General features: G+C 40.9%; 16 protein-coding genes. 7 read left to right on the top strand and 9 right to left on the bottom strand.

The genetic code is table 11. From position 1 onward, the window contains the following. Positions 1-195: 195 nt before the first annotated feature. Together pyk and HGR01_RS36065 are read left to right on the top strand one after the other, a co-directional pair. Positions 196-1,626: a pyruvate kinase gene (pyk, locus tag HGR01_RS36070; protein ID WP_045868788.1), complete on the top strand. Its 1,431-nt coding sequence runs from the start codon at positions 196-198 to the stop codon at positions 1,624-1,626. 308 nt (positions 1,627-1,934) lie between these two features. Further along, the gene (locus tag HGR01_RS36065; protein WP_045867612.1) at positions 1,935-2,942 is read left to right on the top strand and encodes a transaldolase; all 1,008 of its coding nucleotides are present in this window, start codon (positions 1,935-1,937) and stop codon (positions 2,940-2,942) included. A gap of 363 nt (positions 2,943-3,305) precedes the next feature. Here HGR01_RS36065 and HGR01_RS36060 read toward each other — a convergent pair whose 3' ends face one another. Further along, a complete protein-coding gene (locus HGR01_RS36060; RefSeq protein WP_045867611.1) occupies positions 3,306-4,217 on the bottom strand; it encodes a hypothetical protein in 912 nt (303 codons plus the stop codon). 135 nt (positions 4,218-4,352) lie between these two features. Here HGR01_RS36060 and HGR01_RS36055 point away from each other — a divergent pair, with 135 nt between their 5' ends. From HGR01_RS36055 to HGR01_RS36040, 4 genes are all read left to right on the top strand, one after another. Beyond that, positions 4,353-5,267 (top strand): metallophosphoesterase family protein, encoded by a 915-nt coding sequence (locus HGR01_RS36055; RefSeq protein ID WP_045867610.1) that lies wholly within the window; start codon positions 4,353-4,355, stop codon positions 5,265-5,267. A gap of 71 nt (positions 5,268-5,338) precedes the next feature. Continuing rightward, entirely contained in the window at positions 5,339-6,595 is a 1,257-nt protein-coding gene (locus tag HGR01_RS36050; protein WP_045867609.1) for an AAA family ATPase, read from the top strand. Continuing rightward, positions 6,592-7,227 carry a retron system putative HNH endonuclease gene (locus HGR01_RS36045; RefSeq protein ID WP_045867608.1) on the top strand — a complete coding sequence of 212 codons (636 nt, stop codon included), beginning with the start codon at positions 6,592-6,594 and terminating at the stop codon, positions 7,225-7,227. Before HGR01_RS36050 ends, HGR01_RS36045 begins: the two co-directional genes overlap by 4 nt. An 82-nt stretch (positions 7,228-7,309) precedes the next feature. Beyond that, positions 7,310-7,603, top strand: coding sequence for an antibiotic biosynthesis monooxygenase family protein (locus tag HGR01_RS36040; protein ID WP_045867607.1), 294 nt, complete (start codon positions 7,310-7,312; stop codon positions 7,601-7,603). Positions 7,604-7,662: 59 nt separating this feature from the next. Here HGR01_RS36040 and trpE read toward each other — a convergent pair whose 3' ends face one another. The 7 genes from trpE to HGR01_RS36005 form a co-directional block, all read right to left on the bottom strand. Next, positions 7,663-9,180 (bottom strand): anthranilate synthase component I, encoded by a 1,518-nt coding sequence (gene trpE, locus HGR01_RS36035; protein ID WP_045867606.1) that lies wholly within the window; start codon positions 9,178-9,180, stop codon positions 7,663-7,665. 299 nt (positions 9,181-9,479) lie between these two features. Beyond that, on the bottom strand, positions 9,480-9,899 hold the full coding sequence (locus tag HGR01_RS36030) for a photosystem I reaction center subunit II PsaD (RefSeq protein WP_045867605.1): 420 nt from the start codon (positions 9,897-9,899) through the stop codon (positions 9,480-9,482). Between the two features lie 83 nt (positions 9,900-9,982). Then, complete coding sequence (locus HGR01_RS36025; protein ID WP_155538913.1) at positions 9,983-10,117, bottom strand: histidine kinase; 135 nt, start codon at positions 10,115-10,117, stop codon at positions 9,983-9,985. Between the two features lie 11 nt (positions 10,118-10,128). Then, positions 10,129-12,135 carry a DICT sensory domain-containing protein gene (locus HGR01_RS36020; RefSeq protein WP_045867604.1) on the bottom strand — a complete coding sequence of 669 codons (2,007 nt, stop codon included), beginning with the start codon at positions 12,133-12,135 and terminating at the stop codon, positions 10,129-10,131. 147 nt (positions 12,136-12,282) lie between these two features. After that, positions 12,283-12,432 carry a hypothetical protein gene (locus tag HGR01_RS36015; protein WP_155538912.1) on the bottom strand — a complete coding sequence of 50 codons (150 nt, stop codon included), beginning with the start codon at positions 12,430-12,432 and terminating at the stop codon, positions 12,283-12,285. 1,643 nt (positions 12,433-14,075) lie between these two features. Further along, on the bottom strand, positions 14,076-14,414 hold the full coding sequence (locus tag HGR01_RS36010) for a HetP family heterocyst commitment protein (RefSeq protein ID WP_045867603.1): 339 nt from the start codon (positions 14,412-14,414) through the stop codon (positions 14,076-14,078). A 210-nt stretch (positions 14,415-14,624) separates the two neighbouring features. Then, a complete protein-coding gene (locus tag HGR01_RS36005; protein WP_045867602.1) occupies positions 14,625-14,942 on the bottom strand; it encodes a hypothetical protein in 318 nt (105 codons plus the stop codon). Between the two features lie 2,303 nt (positions 14,943-17,245). On the opposite strand from HGR01_RS36005, the gene HGR01_RS36000 reads away from it, so the two are divergent. Continuing rightward, entirely contained in the window at positions 17,246-17,377 is a 132-nt protein-coding gene (locus HGR01_RS36000) for an alpha/beta hydrolase (protein WP_155538911.1), read from the top strand. On the opposite strand, the gene HGR01_RS35995 is transcribed toward HGR01_RS36000, so the two are convergent. Next, the gene (locus tag HGR01_RS35995) at positions 17,374-19,794 is read right to left on the bottom strand and encodes a GH116 family glycosyl hydrolase (RefSeq protein ID WP_045867600.1); all 2,421 of its coding nucleotides are present in this window, start codon (positions 19,792-19,794) and stop codon (positions 17,374-17,376) included. The genes HGR01_RS36000 and HGR01_RS35995 overlap by 4 nt on opposite strands.

The raw sequence follows: 19,794 nt of genomic DNA, 5'->3' as shown, positions 1-19,794 counted from the left end.
CCCTTTTCCCCCTCATCCCCAGTCCCCAGTCCCCAATCCCCAATCCCCCATCCATACCTTGACAACAAAAGAAAATAAAAAGTACTTTTACGGGCATAAAAGTTATATGAAGCACTTGCAATTTTGGATAGTTTAGCTATCTATGTTGTAGGTTCTGGGATTTCATCCCAGGATATTCCTAAACACCCAATTTTTATGCGTCGAACCAAAATTATCTGTACTGTAGGGCCTGCTACATCTTCTCCTGAACGGCTAGAAGCTTTGATTGATGCGGGGATGAATGTGGCGCGGTTGAATTTCTCTCATGGTGCTTATGAAGCCCACGGTCAAACTGCCCACTACATTAGACAAATTAGTAGCAAAAAGCACAAGTCAATAGCAATTATGCAAGACTTGTGTGGCCCGAAAATCCGCTTGGGGACTTTACCACCAGAAGGGCTAATGGTGGAAGCTGGTACCGAAGTCACTTTTGTTTTACAAGAAAAGGGCGAGAGTGTTGATGAACTGCCTTTGCCGTTGCCAACTTTGTTTGCAATGGTAAGACAAGGCGAACCGATTTCGATTAATGACGGTCGTGTCAAATTAGTGGTGAGCGATCGCGATGCTGATCACATTCGGGCTTATGTGAAAATTGGCGGTTTAATTTCTACTCATAAAGGGGTAAACCTGCCACAAACTCGTTTACCAATGAGTTCCATCACCGAAAAGGACTTGCAGGATTTACGGTTTGGCATCCAGTTAGGTGTTGATTGGGTAGCAGTTTCTTTTGTACAATCACCCCGCGATTTAGAACCAGCACAACGAATGATTGAATCTGCTGGGGGCAAAATTCGGGTAATTGCCAAAATTGAACGCCCAGAAGCCGTTAAAGATTTTGACAGCATTCTCGAAGCTGCTGACGGGATTATGATTGCCCGTGGTGACTTAGGGGTGGAAATGCCCATTCACGAAGTTCCCCTGATTCAAAAAGATATCATTCGCCGTTGTAATCAGGCAGGTAAACCTGTGATTACTGCCACCCAAATGCTGGAATCGATGATTAGTTCGCCCGATCCCACCCGCGCCGAAGCCACAGACGTTGCTAACTCAATCTGGGATGGTACAGATGCTGTCATGCTTTCTGGGGAAACTGCTGTAGGTCAATATCCTATAGCCACGGTGGAAATGATGCACAATATTGCCATTCGCACAGAACAGTCTTTACAAGAAGGTAGCAAACATTCTTGGTGTCGTGAAGCCGGGACTTTGAGTGTCACCGAATCTGTAGCTGAAGCAGTATGTCGAATTGCCTATGAAACAGGCGCAAGGGCAATTCTTTGTAATACTTCTTCGGGGAGTACAGCACAGCTAGTTTCTAAATATCGTCCATCAACGCCAATTATTGCCCTCACCTCTGAAGAAGTCTCCTACCGCCAGTTAGCACTTTCCTGGGGTGTAGAGGCTTTACTAGTTCCCCCAGTCCACAGCGCCGAAGAAATGTTTTTGAACGTAGTCAACAGCGTCGTAGATATGGGTTTAGCCAAAGATGGCGATAAAGTCGTGATTACCTCCGGCGTACCAATTGGTAAATCAGGAACAACTAGCTTAATTAAAGTGCATTCTATTGGACAGCCAATCTTGGCATAGGGTCTCTAAAATGGGGCTGAAGCTGAAGGTGATCAGTATACTTGGGCAACAATTAAGAAAAGTTGCCAGAATCAGAATAGAAGGAACAGCAACAAGTGTAAATAAGAGGGTAATCAATAAAGGTAATCCCGATACTATGCATGAACGAGGGAATAGGGAATGGGGAATGGGGACTAGGGACTGGGGATTAGGGACTAGTATTTTGACTCAGCACTCTTGTACAGACGCGATTAATCGCGTCTGTACAACTCAGCACTTGATGCCTTTATGCAGTAAATCCTAAACAAGCAAACAAAACGGAGCAATTTATGTCTAAAAACCTACTCGAACAGTTACGCACTATGACTGTAGTGGTTGCGGATACAGGTGATATCCAAGCAATTGAAAAGTTTACACCCCAAGACGCAACTACCAATCCTTCGCTGATTACTGCTGCGGCGAAAATGCCTGAGTATCAGGAAATTGTCGATCAAACTCTACTCCAAGCTAAGAAAGATGCGGGCGCTGATGCTAGCCAAGCGCAAATTGTCACCATTGCTTTTGACCGTTTGGCGGTAGCTTTTGGGCTGAAGATTTTACAAATTATCCCTGGTCGGGTGTCTACAGAAGTAGATGCGCGCTTGTCCTTCGATACCGAAGCTACTCTTACCAAAGCCAGAGAATTAATTGCTCAATACAAAGCTGCGGGTGTTTCTCGCGATCGCGTATTGATTAAAATTGCTACCACCTGGGAAGGTATCCGGGCTGCGGAAATCCTGGAAAAAGAAGGCATTCATTGTAACTTAACACTATTGTTTGGATTGCACCAAGCGATCGCCTGTGCGGAAGCTGGCGTTACCCTCATTTCTCCCTTCGTCGGTCGCATCCTCGACTGGTACAAGAAAGATTCTGGACGGGATAGCTATGCACCAGCAGAAGATCCAGGTGTATTATCAGTAACCAAGATTTACAACTACTACAAGAAATTCGGCTACAAAACTGAAGTTATGGGAGCTAGCTTCCGTAACATTGGCGAAATCACTGAATTAGCTGGTAGCGATTTGCTCACCATTTCCCCATCATTGCTAGCTGAACTGCAAGCAACCATTGGCGAACTACCACGCAAACTCGACCCCGCTAATGCAGCCAGCTTGGAAATTGAAAAAATCTCCATCGACAAAGCCACCTTTGACAAAATGCACGCTAGCGATCGCATGGCTACTGACAAACTAGCAGAAGGTATTCAAGGTTTCACCAAAGCCTTAGAAGACCTAGAAAAACTGTTAGCTGACAGACTGGCTACTCTAGAAGCTAAATCTGCAACTCCTGTAGCTTAGGGTATTCCAAAAAATAAATTATTCCGTTCAAGTCGTTGACGGTTGACGGTTCACAGTTAACAGTCAATCGTCAATAATAGCAATGGAATATTCTTTTACTTGGAAGTTGCTTAGAGATTCACCCATTGATTAGCACTTTGAAACTTAATAGTTGACTCTCAAACCCGGTTTAAAAAAGCCGGGTTTTTCGTTAATTGTGTAGACAGATAAGTAGGGCACGGCACCAGTAAGATAATTGAATATACCAAAAGATTGTGGATGCCTTGCCCCTACAAAGCATTTATCTGTCCCAAACATTATTTAAATTGGTAATCAGCAAATTAATGAAATATAGGGAATCAACCATCAAAGCTGACGAATGCTTTATTTTGCGCTGATTTTATGCTCGCTCACACGCCGTTTAAAAATAATCATCTCATTTCCCACCACTGGATTCCGCGCTATCAGCCTATCTTGAAAATCAACCACCTCTAAATGAGTGAAATCGAGTTCTTGAGAGCGTTGTAAAATATCAGCTGCAAGTTGATCCTGTTGAGTTTCGCTGAGAGTATACCAATCATCACTAATTTTGACAGTTAAATTACTAGTCCGAAAATTGGCTTGAATTGATTTGATGAGTCCAGAAGCAACGCGATCGCTAATTTGGGCTACTTGATTTTCGATAGCTGCAATTAAAATCTGTTCTGGTGTTAATTGCACAGCTGGCGTTGGCGTTGGTGTCGGTTCCGGTGTTGATGTTGCTTCCGGTGTTGGAGTTACTTCTGGTGTTGGTGTGGCTTCCGGTGTCGGTGTTGGTTCTATTTCTAGTTCCGGTGGCGAAACTTCTGCTGATGGCGACGGTGTTACTTCTTCCGGTGCTGGAGTTTCTGGGGTGGTAGACTCTGGGGAAGGCGGAGTAGTTATCGTTGGCGTTGGTGTTGGAACTTCTTCAGCAGGAGGTGCGATCGCAACTTCAGCAGGTTTATTCGTAAACAAGCTACTAGTTGTCCACACTAAAACCACAGCAATACTAGCAATAATCCCGCTCAAAGCCGTATCAGACAACTTTGCAGACAAATTCGCTGGTAAAAAATTGCGGACTTTAGCCAGCAATCCACCCCAAAAACCAGGAGTTTCCGCAGTTCCCGGTGGCGGTGCTGTTTCTAGCTTCACCACCGCCGACTCTAACAGCCTAATTGTCCCCCTGAGAAATTGGATAATAGCAGACTTCCAAAATGGCTGGTTTCTCTGATAAGGTCTTTGGGGACGTTGTGATTTCGGATTGTCTTGCGACATGGAACTTTCACCAAGAGCAACGAATCAAATAAAAATCAAATACATTATTGAGCAATGCAGCTTCTTCTGCCTTAATGTATCACTTCATTGTCCATTGCTCTGGCTAAACTGACTAGTTGTGGAATTGAATCATTTATGAACCTAAAACGCCGCCAATTTTTATTTTTAAGTAGCCTTGGTTTTGTTGGTACAGGATTAACTTGGATATTAACTCGGCAAAATAGTCAAAGTGCTGATTTAGCTCAAAAAGATACTGCGATCGCAGCTAATCCACCCACAAAAGACTTGCTACTCCGTTTTGTCTCAGTTGCAGATACAGGTACAGGTGCAAAAGGACAGTATGCTGTAGCTAGGGCAATGACTAATTATCACAAAAAAAATCCTTATAATTTAGTCGTTTTAGCCGGAGATAATATTTATAACAACGGTGAAATTGAAAAGATTGCAGATGTATTTGAGCGTCCTTATAAAGATTTACTCAAGCAAGGTGTGAAATTTCAAGCTTGTTTAGGCAATCATGATATCCGCACTGCTAACGGCGATCCACAAGTTAAATATCCCGGCTTTAATATGAAGGGACGCTACTATACATTTAGCCAAGGAAATGTACAATTTTTTGCGCTAGATACTAACGGTAATGCTGACTGGAAAAATCAGCTAACTTGGTTAGAAAAAGAATTAAGCCTCAGCAAAGCTACTTGGAAAGTAGTATTTGGACATCATCCTATTTATGCATCGGGAGCCTATGGAAGTAATCCCGATTTTATTAAGACTTTTACTCCGCTATTTCAAAAATACGGCGTACAACTTTATATCAATGGTCATGAACACCATTATGAACGTACCCGCTCAATTAATGGCACAACTTATTTAATATGTGGCGCAGGTGCAGGTAATCGTCCTGTCGGGAAAAATGAATGGACAGAATACTCGACTAGCAATTTAAGTTTTGCTGCCTATGAAGTCTATGCCGATAGAATAGAAATCAGTGGTATTGGTACTGATAACCAAGTGTTTGATAGAGGAGTAATTAAGTTAAAATCAGCCTAATACCTGGCTTTATAAGAAATATTGGGTGGGCGTTTCTCACCCAATGAATTACATACATCGTACTTAAAACTATGAAAGTCAAACGCTTGATAATGCAATCATTCCGTGGAATCGGTGATTTGACACTAGATTTCGATGAAACCGAGCCAACAGTACTGATTGGTATTAATGGTGTAGGTAAATCGAGTATTCTGGATTGTCTCGCTATTCTTCTGTCGCGTTTTACTAGCTCAATTCAACACTCGACACCTTCTGGAAGGCTATTTACAGAAGAAGATATTTCTAATGGAAAAAAGGAGACTCATAACGAGATTGTCATTTCATTTGATTATGAAGAAGCAATATGGTCTTTAACAAAAGTTAAGAAAGGACGCAAGAAAGATACTAGCAGTAACTTATCTACACTGTCAAAAATTGTCGAACATATCAAACAAAATTTATATACATCTCATCAATTCAATATTCCTCTAGCAGTTTATTATTCTACGAATCGTGCTGTATTGGATATTCCCTTGAAGATTCGCACAAAGCACTCATTTGAACAAATAGATGCTTATGAAAATTCGCTTACAGGAGTAGGTAGTGAATTCAGGATATTTTTTGAATGGTTTAGAAAGCAAGAAGATTTAGAGAATGAATTACGTCTAGAAGATAATGCCGCTTATCGGGACAAGCAATTACAAGCAGTGAGGCAAGCTATATCTTCATTGATACCCAGTTTTTCTAACTTAAGGGTTCGTCGTTCTCCTTTAAAAATGACGTTACAAAAACAAGGTGAAGAACTCATTGTGAATCAGCTATCTGATGGCGAAAAATGCCTGTTGGCAATGGTAGGAGATTTGGCAAGACGTTTAGCAATCGCTAACCCTGGGTTACAAAATCCGCTTCAAGGTAGCGGTGTAGTTCTTATTGATGAAATTGAACTGCATCTACACCCAAATTGGCAGAGGAGAATTATTACATCTTTAATAAAAACTTTTCCAAATTGTCAATTTATTGTTACTACTCATTCACCTCAGGTAATTAGTTATGTTAAACCTGATAATATTTATATTTTAAAAAATACAGATCAAGGTATTGTTGCTAATCGTCCGCAAAGTTCGTATGGTAGAGATAGTAATCAAATTTTAGAAGATGTTATGGATGATATAAAACGTCCAGAAGAGTTTAAAAAGAGTTTACACGACTTGTTTCAACTCATTGACGAAGGTAATCTTGATAGTGCAAGGCAATTGTGTCAACAAATTAGCGATGATATCGGAGAAGATGATCCAGAATTAATAAAAGCACGTGTATCTATTAGACGAAAAGAGATTTTGAAGCGGTGAAGTACATTAGAAAGAGTGAGGAGCCACAGAGTTTTTCAAATTGGAAGGAACTAGCAAATGATGACTGGACACCAAGCTGGAGCAACTTCAGTAAGCCGCAGAAAACTGATGTACATCACTCATTGCTACAAGAACAATATTTTATTTGCTGTTATTGTGGAAGTCGGATTACTATTGCTAACAGTCATATTGAACATTTAAAACCAAGAACAACTTATCCTGAATTAGCACTAGAATACACAAATTTACTGGCATCATGCCAAAAAGATACGGTACCAAATGAACCTCTACATTGTGGTAAGAAAAAAGATAAATGGTATGATGATAACCTAATGGTTTCACCTTTAAATATTAACTGTGCTGATTTTTTTAGATATACAGAAGATGGACAGATTCTATCAATAACATCAGATCTAAATAAAAAGTATGCTGCCGACACCACAATTGATAAACTAGGTCTGAATATTGATAAGCTACAAAAAATGCGTATTGGAGCAATAGAAGCTATATTGGAAGGTCTTGAAGATCTCACTGAAAACGAAAGACAAATATTGTTTCAAAGCTTCTGTCAACCCAATGAAAATGGAGAAAATGAAGAGTTTTGTGCTGCGATAACTTATATACTCCAGTAATATATTTGAAAATATCTAGCTTTATATGTATGCGATCGCATTATACTAAACGGCATCATCTTCAGTTTTCAGGTCATATTTTATGATTCTTGAGGCAGTTATGCTTCATGTCAAACCAGGGATGGAATCAGAATTTGAATCTGCATTCAAAACAGCTTCCAAGATTATCTCTTCCATTAAGGGATATTTATCTCATGAACTCCATCGCTGCATTGAAGTTAAGGGTAAATATCTCTTACTCGTCAGATGGGAAACCTTAGAATCTCATACTGTAGAATTTAGAAGTTCTGCTGATTATCAAGAGTGGAAAAAGTTACTACATCATTTTTATGAGCCTTTTCCCACCGTTGAACATTTTGAAGAAGTTGAAATTTGATGCCGTACTCTCGCCGCTAACGCATCCTACTAGAAGTTTGCGCCTTGGTGTTAATTGATTTATCTTAAACAACGAATTGCTTCTAACAAACCTCTGGCTTTATTCAGTGTTTCTTCATATTCTTTTTCTGGTTCAGAATCAGCTACTAAGCCAGCACCAGCTTGCACAGTAACTTGATGGTTATTAAATACCATAGTGCGAATTGCGATCGCACTATTTAATTGCCCTTCAAAATCGTAATAACCATAAACACCAGAATAAACACCGCGACGACTGGGTTCTAATTCGTGAATAATTTCCATCGCCCGAATTTTGGGTGCGCCGCTAACTGTACCAGCCGGGAAGCAAGCTTTGAGTAAATCCCATGCGGTTTTATCATCTGCTAACTTACCCACAACATTACTCACAATGTGCATCACATGAGAGTAACGTTCCACCACCATTAATTCATCAACTCTGACGCTACCGCTTTGACAAACGCGTCCTAAATCATTTCTTCCCAAATCTACCAACATCACGTGTTCGGCAATTTCTTTGGGGTCTTGCAGCAAATCTTCGGCATAGGCTGCATCTTCCTTGCTAGTTTTACCCCTAGGGCGCGTTCCCGCAATCGGACGGACTGTGGCGATAATATCACCATCGCGATCGCGTTCTGCTTTCACCATCACTTCGGGGCTAGAGCCAATAATTTGCCAATCCTGAAAGTTAAAATACGCCATGTAAGGCGAGGGATTAATTTGCCGCAGCGAACGGTAAAGGGCAAAAGGATCGCCTGTATATTCTGTTGATAACCTCTGAGAAATAACGACTTGAAAAATATCTCCAGCTTTGATGTATTGTTTAGCTTTTTCGACACTGGCGCAGAAGTCTTTGCGCGTAAAGTTACTCGTATATTCTTCTATAGAGGAAACTTTACTTCTACTCGCTGGGGGTGTCCATTCAAAGATAGTTTTCTCTGGTGACAACGGCAAAGATAACTTACTGACCATTTGGGAGACGCGATCGCAGGCTTGTTGATAAGCTCCTTGTAAATCCACATTTGGATCGCGTAAATCAGCATAAGCGATCGCCCAAATTTTCCGCTTGACTTGATCAAAAATTAACAGGTGGTCTACCTGCATCCACAACCCATCAGGAATATTTCTTTCATCCTGGGGATAAATTGGCACCCGGGGTTCTATCCAATTAATTAATTCATAGCCCCAAAAGCCAAACAACCCACCGATTCCTGGTGGCAGTTGTGGTAACTTAACTGGTTTATAAGGTGCTAAACAATTGGCTAAAGCCGTAAAAGGGTCACCAGCAAACACCACTTGCGAACCATCACGGTGTGTTTGGGTTGTACTATCACCCCTAGCTTCTAATATCCACAGAGGATCGCAACCCAATAAACTATAACGACCTAGCTTTTCCCCGCCTTCCACAGATTCCAACAAAAAGCTGTAGGGTTGACCAGCACAGACCTTATACCAAGCTGATACAGGCGTATCCAGATCTGCCACCCATTCCTGATAAACGGGAACGAAGTTACCTTGTGAAGCTAATTGAGAAAAATCAGAAAAATCGGGAAAAATCATAAACACAGTAAGGGATTGGGTATAGGGTATTGGGGATTGGGTTATAGAGCATAGGGCATAGGGTATCAGGTATTGAGATTGGATCAAAGTTTTTCTCTTCTCCATTCCCTAGTCCCTAGTCCCTAATCCCTATTCCCTAATTCCCAGTCCCCAATACCTAGTACCTAGTAGTCTGCCAACCCAAAAATGTTAGGTGGAGGTTGGGTAAAGGTTAAAGGGAAAAGGGTAAGGGACAAAAACCTTTCCCCTTTTTCCTTTCCCCTTTTCCCCGCCAAGTTACCTTGGCGTACTACTAGTACCTATGCATCATAGGTATATTTACCACTGAACTTGATCGCTGATGGATTGGGATTTTCGCCAATTCTGCGTGGTACAAAACGTACTTTTTCACGACCTGCATTCACCTTTTCAGGGAATACGCCATCAGCTGGGTGAATCAAAGTGGTTTCTCCGCCGGGTAAAATCCGGTAAATTTTGTAGTCTGTGATTTTAAATTTCCGGAGTTGACCACCCAAAGCTATACCATATTCTTTCCGAGCCAAGTACAGCAGGTTTTGACCTTGTTGCATAGTGGCTGCACCACCTGTTGGTAGTTCAAAAACTTGCGCCTTAGGGCTAGTCCAGGTGATAGCGTACTTTTCTTCCACTTCTGCTTTTTTGAGGAGGCCGCCAGTGCTGCCAGCAAACAGTGGAGTTTGTCCAGAAAGTGTTTCTGCCATAAAGTAGTCTCTCAACGTTTTTAGGGCATCCTAACACCGCCGACCGGATCATATTGCGATCGCGTTATAGACTGTAACAGTTTTTAATTGGGAATGGGGCATTGGGCATTGGGCATGGGGCATTGGGCATTGGGCATTGGGTGTTTGTTCCCCCTCATCCCCTCATCCCCCTCATCCCTCTCATCCCCAGTCCCCAATCCCCAATCCCCAGTCCCCAATCCCCAATCCCTCACCTCCCCTTCCTCGTCCGCTTCTCCTCTTGGATAACCTGAACAATAGGGATCGTAAAACGAAATTGACTGCCCTGGTCTTTTCCTTTGGATTCTGCCCAAATTTCACCGCCCCAACCATTGACAATGAGACGACAAATTGCTAATCCCAGACCTGTGCCGCCGGCGCTGCGTCGTAGTGCGCCTTCTTCTTGATAAAACCTGTCAAAAACTATTTCTAGGCGATTTGGCTCGATACCCCTGCCTGTATCAGCCACGGTGACCTCAACCATCTTTTGTCCATTACTAGTGGCACTAATGCTGATTTCTCCTTGTACAGGGGTAAATTTATAGGCGTTATCTACCAGTTTTGCTATCACCTCCACTAGCCAATCACCATCAGCTTTGACTAAAGGCAGTTGTTGGGGTATTTCAGTGGTAATTTGGGGAAGTTTTTCAGTGACTGAGCGTGTCCGCATCCGGCTGAGGGCTAAATCGACACACTCTTGTACAGTTAAAGATTCTGGGTGCCATTCTACACGCCCACTTTCTAGGTTAGAAAGTGTTAAGAAATCTTGCACTAATTTCCGCATCCGTTCGGAATCAGATAGCGCTGTACTTAGCATGACTTGCTGTAAATCTTGCGGCATATCTGGTTCGCTGGCGAGACTTTCCAGGCAAACTTGGATGGTAGATAGGGGCGTGCGGAGTTCGTGTCCAGTAATGGCTATCAGGTTGCTGCGGGTGCGATCAAGGGCTTCTAACTGCTGATTGAGAACTTCGAGGTTAGCGTAGGCTTCTGCTTGAATTAAAGCGGCTCCTACTTGGATAGCGATCGCTTTTACTAAATCCAATTCTGCAGGTTGGCACTCATGAACGGGCATGGTGCAATAGTGTAACTCTACGACACCTAACAATCGGCCTTGATAAAACACTGGTTCCATCAGCCAAGAACGGATAGCAAACTTTTTGGCGATCGCAGACAACATGGTGGAACTATTCACCCAAGGTTCGGTTAAGGTGTCGCTGACACAAACTCCCTCACCCCGTTGAATAATTTCCCGAAATAGAGGATTTTTATCTAACTCCCAGGTTTGCCCCTTCACAGATGTCACCCCTGGAGTTAAAAATTCATGTTCAATGATGGCTTTGGCTTCTGTAGCTTGCACGCGGTAAATTAAACAACGACCAGCACCCATGTGTTGCCCTAATTCTTGTGCAGCTATTTGCAGGACTTCATGAGGGTCGAGCGATCGCCTAATGGCGGTGCTGATGGAGTTAATTAAGCGTTCTTTGCGTGCTTGGGCTGTAATCGAACGATAGGCTTTATGTAATTTATACTGACTTGCTTGGAGATAAGTTACTAAGCGTTGCACAAAAGGATCAGTATCTATGTCACAAGCATACTCGTTAGTCTGCGCTATTCCAGAGGCGCTGCGCGGTTTCCCTATACCAAACCTCTGGCGTGCTTCCTCGACTTTATCTAGCAAATCTGGTCTGTAAACTACAATCCTTTCTAATAGCAATTGGGCTGCTTTTAGGCTGACTCCCCTTTCTGATGTCCAAACGCCTTCAAACCTACGTGCTGTATCCATATCCAGACTAGGTACTAGATCGGGAACCTGCTTATTTTTGGCAATGGAGCCTAAGTTTTCTCGGCACACCAAGCAAGTAGCATAATTATCTGCAATTACCACTAAATGCCATTCTTGGCTTAAAGCGTCATCTGGTTCAAAAGCTATTTTTTCGTAGTATTGCGAGCTATTAGTAAAATCAGTTTCTGGTGCAGATAGCACGTATACATGACTACTACGCTCGGATAGCCGTTGGTAGCGATGAGCTTCTTGGCGGTAGAACCGCTCGCGTTGGAAGCTAGCAATTACCAAAGGCTCAACTAAAGTCGCCGCCAAAACCTGGTCTTCCATCGCATGGGAGAGCGCCGTTAGTGAAGCCTTGAAATATAGCTGGGGGCGCAGGTAGGGGAGGAACTGTAGCAGATCACTCAGCACGGAAGTCGAAATGCTCATGAATATCGTTAAGGAAGCCCAATCTGGAAAAATCCACGTCACAGCTGCATTGTACAAATTACAATGAACTCTAAAATCGAGTTGACAGTTGCAATATGTAAAGAATCATAAAAAATGAAGTTTAGCAGCAGATGCAGTACTTTGCTGCTAGTTAACAGGAGAATTTACGGCTAGATTGACAAATAGCCCAAATACTGATATCAGTTCTATGTTCGCACCATAGCGTTTTTCTGCATAGCAGTTATCTAGGCGTTGGTCATAATTGCTTTGTTCGTCGCTTACGTCTTCTTTATCCATTTGCTAGCATTTTCATGTTTCAAAAATAATAGGCTATTAAGCCCAATATACATTCTCGGCTAGCGCTACTATCAGTCAGCAACTAAGTTTTAGGAATTTTCAACTTAAAAAATATACTATCGCTTTCTTGGCAGGGGGGCAGGGTAGAGACGCGATTGATCGCGTCTTTACAAGCAAGGAGAGAAAAAATATTCTCTGTCGTAAAAGTCCCTGAGAAGAAAAGTTACTCATATATACAAAATCAGACCCTGATAATCTCTGCAAGACCAGGACAACTGATACAGATTCCGAAATTTACCATTAAATTGTTCATTTTAGGGCAGAATATTCCTCTTGGATTTGTGAATCAAACCGCCTACATTTTTATTTTCTCTTCCCTGTTTCCTCTCTTGGAAACATAAAAAATTGGAAGCTATTCAAGTTTGTAGCTTCCAAAATTTCCTGTATAAATTGCTAATTTCTAAAACAGCCATAATCCTGTTTGGGAGGACAAGGATTACGATAGTCGTTTATAGAAGCGTAAGAGTTATGTATTCCACCAGCCTTGACTTTAATTTAACTGTCGCTTTTTCTATTTCCACTGCTGTTAATAATATGAAATGTGAACTTTTTGGGCTAAATTCACATTCACCACAGTCAAGGAAGTTATCTCACTATTGTTACCACCATCTCTAAACTAGGTGGGAACAATTCAAATTTGGCATGGAAAAATTTACCACTCCCAATTTGATTGTTTCCAACTTCCTGGGAAACAGAACCACCAGTAGCAACAGTTGAATTGTCTATTTTGGTCTTGGATTTATCTACTCTATAAGATGTTGACTACTTCACCAATCGAGTTGATGCATTTCATGTTTGGCACTGATCATTGATTTCGTACCGCACCATGAAATCTGCGAGTCAAGCTTTGATGTTTCAGTTGGCATCTATAATTTATAAAATTTTTTCTGCTAATATTTGCCAAATTGGCAGATTGTATCAATAATGTTGTGTCGATTTTAAAAAAACTTAACTATAAGAGGATTTTCCGAATTATCTCCTCAGCAATTAATGCAAATATGTCGCATTTTATATTGCTTTTGATAGACTATATACGGTTTGATTATATTTTTCGATCCGTTATTATTGTTAGTCCTACTACTAGGATAATCAACACATATAAAACTCCTCTTTAATTAAAACGAACTTGGTATATACTGATTAATTCTGTCTGATTATTCTTACCTTTTTAGGCAAGCAATTTCAGCAATCAAACTCGATTGCTAGAGATTGCAAGTTTAGCCTGGAAAACAATCACCTCATAAATAAAGGGTAGTCCCCCTAAAGGAGGAGGACTATATAAGGTAAGAGTTTTGGAGGTCGCAATCACAAAGCGAATTTGTTGGCTGGATTTTTACAAGCAGTCTATTTAAGCAACAAATACCATTACAAAGCAGTCATGCTATAAATCTTTAATCTGCATGGCAATTAGATAGTTACTCAATGACTGGAAATCTGTAGTTAATTGATGGATACATTAATTAATCAACAGAATTTTCCAGAAGTATCTTGAGTACTTTCTGGCCTGAATTAGTATTTGATTTATGTTATCGAACTTACTCTGTCAGCCACATATCCTAACTAGCACCACAAATTTCTACTTTTTACTTTCCAACGACCTCAAGATAAGGAAATTCCTTAATCTTGCTTAAGTTAGTTGGTGAGACATTTGTATCAGACCTTTTCTCAGAGGATGGTTTGGCTATATTCAGAGTGGGATTTTGCTGGTTGTTAGACCGATTCATCAGGGAGTTTTCTTTGAGCAATCGATTGTAAGTCCGATAAGGAATGTAATGTAAAGGATTGTAACCAGCAAAACGTAACATTAATACACAGGCCCAGGAATATTTTCCAGAAAGAATCGCTTCCACGACTTGATCAAACTGTTCAGGAGGAATAGAGTTCTTTAACTTGCTACTAATGTCAGAAATATCGTGGTTCATAGTGTTAGTTGTCTTAATTTAAGTAAACCAGTCTGGTTCTGCGGTTGTTGGGATTTAAATTGAAGTTAACAAACTGCTCTAGCCTATTTACATTTGCTGAATTAGCTTCCAAAACAAAAATCAGCAATGCGGTATTAACGACTATTTAGGTAGAACACTACCCTCTTGACAGGTACAAGCAGAAATACCAAAAGTTCTGAGTTAATTTTGCTATTCCTGAAGACCAAAGCCGCTGAATTGAGACTGCTGGCTCCATTCTTGGCATTTTATGTAGCGATCGCAGGTAGATGTTTCTGGTACAGTCGCTCTAGTTATACTGAGCGCACTGTTATAAATCGATATTTTCTCAGGAGTTGGATCGTAGTAAGGATGCAAATAATCAACCTTCATCCTATAACTACTCCTTTGACTTGCGGTTTCCACTGCATTTAACTTGATGATTCTTTCCATGAGCTTACCTGTTTGGGAAACTTGACTGTTTAAAATCAAGCCTGTGGATTTATCGTCATGATTTACATCCTCTGCCAAGTTCTACAGCCTTTACTTAGTGGTAAGAAGTACTGAAGAACTGAACTCGGCCGTTAGTTAGTGTTCGGCTATCGCTCTTGCTGAGTAATTAACACTTGGTAAAAATTTACCTTTTGTTATGTTCAGACGAATGGCAGAAAAAAGTCTCGGTTTGGCTCTTGGTAGATGCAGTTTCGTCCTCTTTAAATTTCCCAACTCCTAATTTAATTACTTGTCCCTGATATAGCTGGCGTATTATATATTGCTACGAGATTAGGAGTTACTCAGTAAAACTTCATAAGTTTTAGGGTGGGAACTCAAAGTTCTATTTTCTTGAAGTTCAAGAACAACATTTCTATTTATACTATTTTTTTGCGCTAATGTCATCTCCTAAATTGATGTCTTTATAAGTTAAATTTAGTGATTTTCACATGATATCTACCTATGTATTGTGTAACTTAGCATTTTGTCAGCTTTTTTATAAACACTGAGGGGTTAAACCCCTCATATAAGATACATATCGAAATTTTATTTACCTCGCATTACTAAGAAATTTTAGCACTAGATATGTGGTTTAACAGCCAAGTAACAAGGAATATAGACATTTTAAAAAAATCTAAAAAAGCCATAATTATTGAAAAAGTTTTTTAGAATTTATCTGACTTTTATCTTTGTTTATTTTTTTGCTATTTCTTGCTATACAAAGATTTTAGCGTTTTCATACCTGAGCAATTAGAATATGTTTGTTGATAATATTGCATCAAGATAAACCATACTTTGCTGCAGATAATATGCAAAAAATTTTAGAATATGATATGATATATAAACTTTGGTAACCAGTGTCAAATGACTCTGGCAAATTCACCACCGATTCATATCTAAGTCAACTATAATGTATCAGAATTAGCCTATAAAATGCTAGTAAAATAAGCAGTATATAGGTATATTATCTACAGCAGATGATAGTAATAGTTCTAAATAGCCTGACTGTAGAATTAATATCTAACTGATGTAGTTAAGTATGGTTACATGAGAAAATGTAATTATTACTAGTAGCGATAAAAACCTATAATTACTATCAGTTTTTCATCAGTGTGGTTTCTCAAAATGATACTTCTGTTTCAAAGCAAGATACAGATATATGCAGCAAGCTTGGGAAAATCAGAGAAGATAGAGAATTAAGTAGTCTCCAATCTCTCTTGCTCAGTTTCTAATTAATTGACAATTACCCCCAAAAAACTGAGAATAGACGCTTTTGGAGTGGGAGACTGCTGGTTAGTTTGAAATTCTCCATCTCCCTGAACTCTAAACGACAAATAGAAGTTCATGGCTAAATTTTGGGTTTTGGGTAAGCTTGTTAACTTTAAATAGACGAGTACCTTCAGTACAAAAAAAGACGTGAAATTTTTCACTGTTTGGATTGCTTCATTCCAACAGCCTCTGGAAAACGCAATTATTTGTGTTATCAATCACCAATTGCAGAGCTATCATTTTTCAGTGGCTTATCCTAAGAGAAAGTTTCAAAAAGTACTTACAAATACTGATGTATAGTAATTCCTCTGGGAGTTGTGAAATTACTTCTGGAGGTTTAGAACGGGGAATAGGAAAGATTTACAAATGATTTATGACTGTGAGATTTTGAGTCAAGTCTAAATCAATGGCTAATGTTTGCTTCTGAGGTTTTGGCTGCGATCGCCAATATATACTCCCTACTTTATCAAAATTTTAACTACTCTTTAATCAATATTCATTGATTTAATTGCCTTATTACTGTATATAAGAATACGTAGAATGAATGTAAAAAATTTATTTTACCTTATCTGTAGAGATTTTTTACAACAGGCAGTTAAATTCATAGTAGCTTTTGCTACAAAAAATAATTAATAATAAATTTATTTTCCGGTAAAAAATGTTAACCATGAACATAAATTTTTAGAGATTAATATCCTCAATAATTTAAGCTGAAAATCTAGAATCCATTGAAAGCAACACTCCTGAGTCTTCAAGAAGTTACAACCCTGTTACTATTACTTACTCTTTTCTATTGGTTTAAGAAACACCCGGAAAATAAAACAACAGATAAAAATACTTACGAAATCAGCTACAAACGAAGTAGGTTTGAAAACGTAAATAATAAAACGTAGATATTTTTCTGTATGTATATTTGATTGCAAAATTGAAATTAGTTAATCAAAAATAAAGATTGGGCATGGGGCATGGGGCATTGGGGATTGGGGATTAGGGATTAGGGATTGGGGGCTGGGGACTAGGAGGATGAGGGAGATGAGGGGGATGAGGTAGCAGGGGAAGCAGAGGAAGCAGGGGTGCAGGGGAGAATAGCCATTACCCATTACTCATTACCCATTACTCATTACTCATTACTCATTACTCATTACTCATTACTCATTACCAAACACCAATGCCCAATGCCCAATGCCCAATGCCCCATGCCCTAATAAACTAAGTAAATTGCCCAGATAGCCATTGCGCGTAGGTAGGTGCTGGCGCGGAAGGTACCAGATGCGGTGATGGCTTCGGGTGTGCGGAATTGTAGTCCGTTGTCGTAAATTTGCTGGACTACGGCTTGTGTTAAGCGCAATGCTTCATCTTTCATTCCCATCTGTACGAGGAAAGCTGCTAGCCCAAAGTTGATACCTGTCCAGACTTCTAGAGGATGGGTGGCTTTGGGATTTTCTGGGGAACCATCAATGAGCACACCGTTTGCAGCACCGAATTGACCATTTTGGAATTTGAGGAAGCAAGCATCATATACAGTTTTGAGTGCAGATAAGGCGCGATCGCTCGCTACAATATCCGGTAATCTCAACAATCGGGCGTAGAATTGTCCGCATAGTTGATCCGCCATCACTACTTCCGAACCACTCTCGCTATCCAGGCGGTAATATTGCCCATTCCAAAGTTTTTCTTCGTAGATGGGACGAGATTGGTTTAACCAAGTTTCATAGATAGATTTTTGCGCTGCTAACTCCTCTGTGTTCTCTGCGCCTCTGCGGTTCGTTAATAAGATATCACTAATGGCGATCGCAGCTTCTAACGCCGCTAACCATAAACCCCCGCAATATGCACTCACACCTTGCAGTCGCCAATCATCAAAAGTCTGATCTGGCGCACTGGAGTTCTCGGGAATGCCATCACCATCTAAATCAAAAGTTTTCAGATAGTCGAGAGTTTGCACAATTGCATCCCAACAATCTGCAAGGAACTGCACATCATCAGCACCTGTGAGTAGAAAATCTCGGTATACTTGCAACACAAAATCACTGCCTAAATCTTTCCATAAATTGCAGTCTTGGTAACAGGTGTAGTTAGTTTTCTCCCAAACGTGCTCATTAGGTGCGCCTAAATCGTGGGGTGTTGCGCCTGCGATTTTGCGGGTTGCAGTTGTCGTGTCTGCGCCAATTGTATAGTAATAGCCAATTATACGTTGGTGGTCGTCACTGTGGGGAATCGCCCTGGCAAAAGCCCGCATTACTGACTTTTCCAGTTCGGGGAATAATATTAATAGGGCGAAAGAACCATACAAGCGCACATCTAAACTTTCATACCAGCGATAATCTAAGCACTCCAGCACCGCAAACTGACCGATAGGATCGTTTTCTGAAGCTGTACTCCAGAGAGTACCACCACTAGTAAGGTCATAAAGCTCATTAAATAGAGCCATTTTCAACCAAGCTGGTAAATCTTCCCGGTCAAGGATGGGTTGTTGCCAACTTTGAATCTGCGATCGCCAATTCTGATATTCTGTTAAGGCAGTAGATGCGATCGCCCAAGCATTTTGACCATCTCTGCCAAAAAAATCTGTATATCTGCGGTAATAGTTAATTCCTGCAGCAAATTCTGTTACTGGGAAATCCCAAGTTAAAACAAAGGGGAGTTCTAGAGATTGTCCTGGTTGCAGCGTAAAACGCAGTGCGATCGCAGCCCCGATTTGTGTATTATCTGCTGCTGGCGTATCATCAACATGATTGGGCAAAGAACCATCTATTGCAAAGCTTTGCCACAACTCATCACCTGTACCGCTTGGATTCCAGCGCGTGTGATCAAACATTTCCACCTGGGGATGCTTCACAGTTGCAATACACCAGCTACCATCACCTTCTTGCACAGGTGCATTACCAGCAACCCGGGATAAAAAGCAACCAAAGTGCTGCTCATTTTCCACTAATTGATTGTAATTACCTTGACTCTCGCCCAAACGCGGCTGATATTCATAAACTGGGCTACCATCATCCCGAATCTTCACTTCCGGCGACTTCAAAGCATTGGTAAACCAACCCACCATATTTTGCCAGGTGAGCATAATGCTGAGAGTAATAGGTGCATTCGTGGGATTATGGGCTTTCCAAAGGAATATCGCCACCGGATAACTAGTTTCTTTGTAGTTATTTGCCCAAATGGGGGAAAACTGCTCACAACTTAGCTGTGCTTTAAAGACATTTTCGTAAACAAACCAACTACGGGGATAGAGCGCATGATAATTCCCCGTGTTAAACTTCTCCCCTGCTCCCCTGCTTTCTGGATACCAGCGCCAAGCAGCTAAACTCTTATCCTCTGGTGCTTGGGTGCATAAAGCATAAGCTTGGGAAGATGAGCCGTGAGACTCAAACACACTGAATTGACAGGCGGGGATATTCTGAAATGTATGCTCTCCCCCGTCAATATGCCATAAATTAAAGTCTCCCCGAGAAGAACGACCAATACAACCAGCACCAAAGCCACCTAAAGGCATACCATGCCAAGGGCCATCATCAATGTTGCTAGCGTAGCGGACAGTGTAGGGCTGATCCCAACCAAGACCAATGGGACGATTCCAACTGTAGGAGGGAATTACGGAAGAGAGCGGATTTGTCAT

This window comes from Tolypothrix sp. PCC 7712 (genome assembly GCF_025860405.1).
GTDB classification, from domain to species: Bacteria; Cyanobacteriota; Cyanobacteriia; order Cyanobacteriales; family Nostocaceae; genus Aulosira; species Aulosira diplosiphon.
This window is presented reverse-complemented; position numbering and strand designations above follow the sequence as displayed.

Coding starts and splice junctions, on each gene's coding strand:
- pyk (WP_045868788.1), top strand. CDS start 196: ATGCGTCGAACCAAAATTATCTGTACTGTAGGGCCTGCTACATCTTCT.
- HGR01_RS36065 (WP_045867612.1), top strand. CDS start 1,935: ATGTCTAAAAACCTACTCGAACAGTTACGCACTATGACTGTAGTGGTT.
- HGR01_RS36060 (WP_045867611.1), bottom strand. CDS start 4,217: ATGTCGCAAGACAATCCGAAATCACAACGTCCCCAAAGACCTTATCAG.
- HGR01_RS36055 (WP_045867610.1), top strand. CDS start 4,353: ATGAACCTAAAACGCCGCCAATTTTTATTTTTAAGTAGCCTTGGTTTT.
- HGR01_RS36050 (WP_045867609.1), top strand. CDS start 5,339: ATGAAAGTCAAACGCTTGATAATGCAATCATTCCGTGGAATCGGTGAT.
- HGR01_RS36040 (WP_045867607.1), top strand. CDS start 7,310: ATGATTCTTGAGGCAGTTATGCTTCATGTCAAACCAGGGATGGAATCA.
- trpE (WP_045867606.1), bottom strand. CDS start 9,180: ATGATTTTTCCCGATTTTTCTGATTTTTCTCAATTAGCTTCACAAGGT.
- HGR01_RS36030 (WP_045867605.1), bottom strand. CDS start 9,899: ATGGCAGAAACACTTTCTGGACAAACTCCACTGTTTGCTGGCAGCACT.
- HGR01_RS36020 (WP_045867604.1), bottom strand. CDS start 12,135: ATGAGCATTTCGACTTCCGTGCTGAGTGATCTGCTACAGTTCCTCCCC.
- HGR01_RS36015 (WP_155538912.1), bottom strand. CDS start 12,432: ATGGATAAAGAAGACGTAAGCGACGAACAAAGCAATTATGACCAACGC.
- HGR01_RS36010 (WP_045867603.1), bottom strand. CDS start 14,414: ATGAACCACGATATTTCTGACATTAGTAGCAAGTTAAAGAACTCTATT.
- HGR01_RS35995 (WP_045867600.1), bottom strand. CDS start 19,794: ATGACAAATCCGCTCTCTTCCGTAATTCCCTCCTACAGTTGGAATCGT.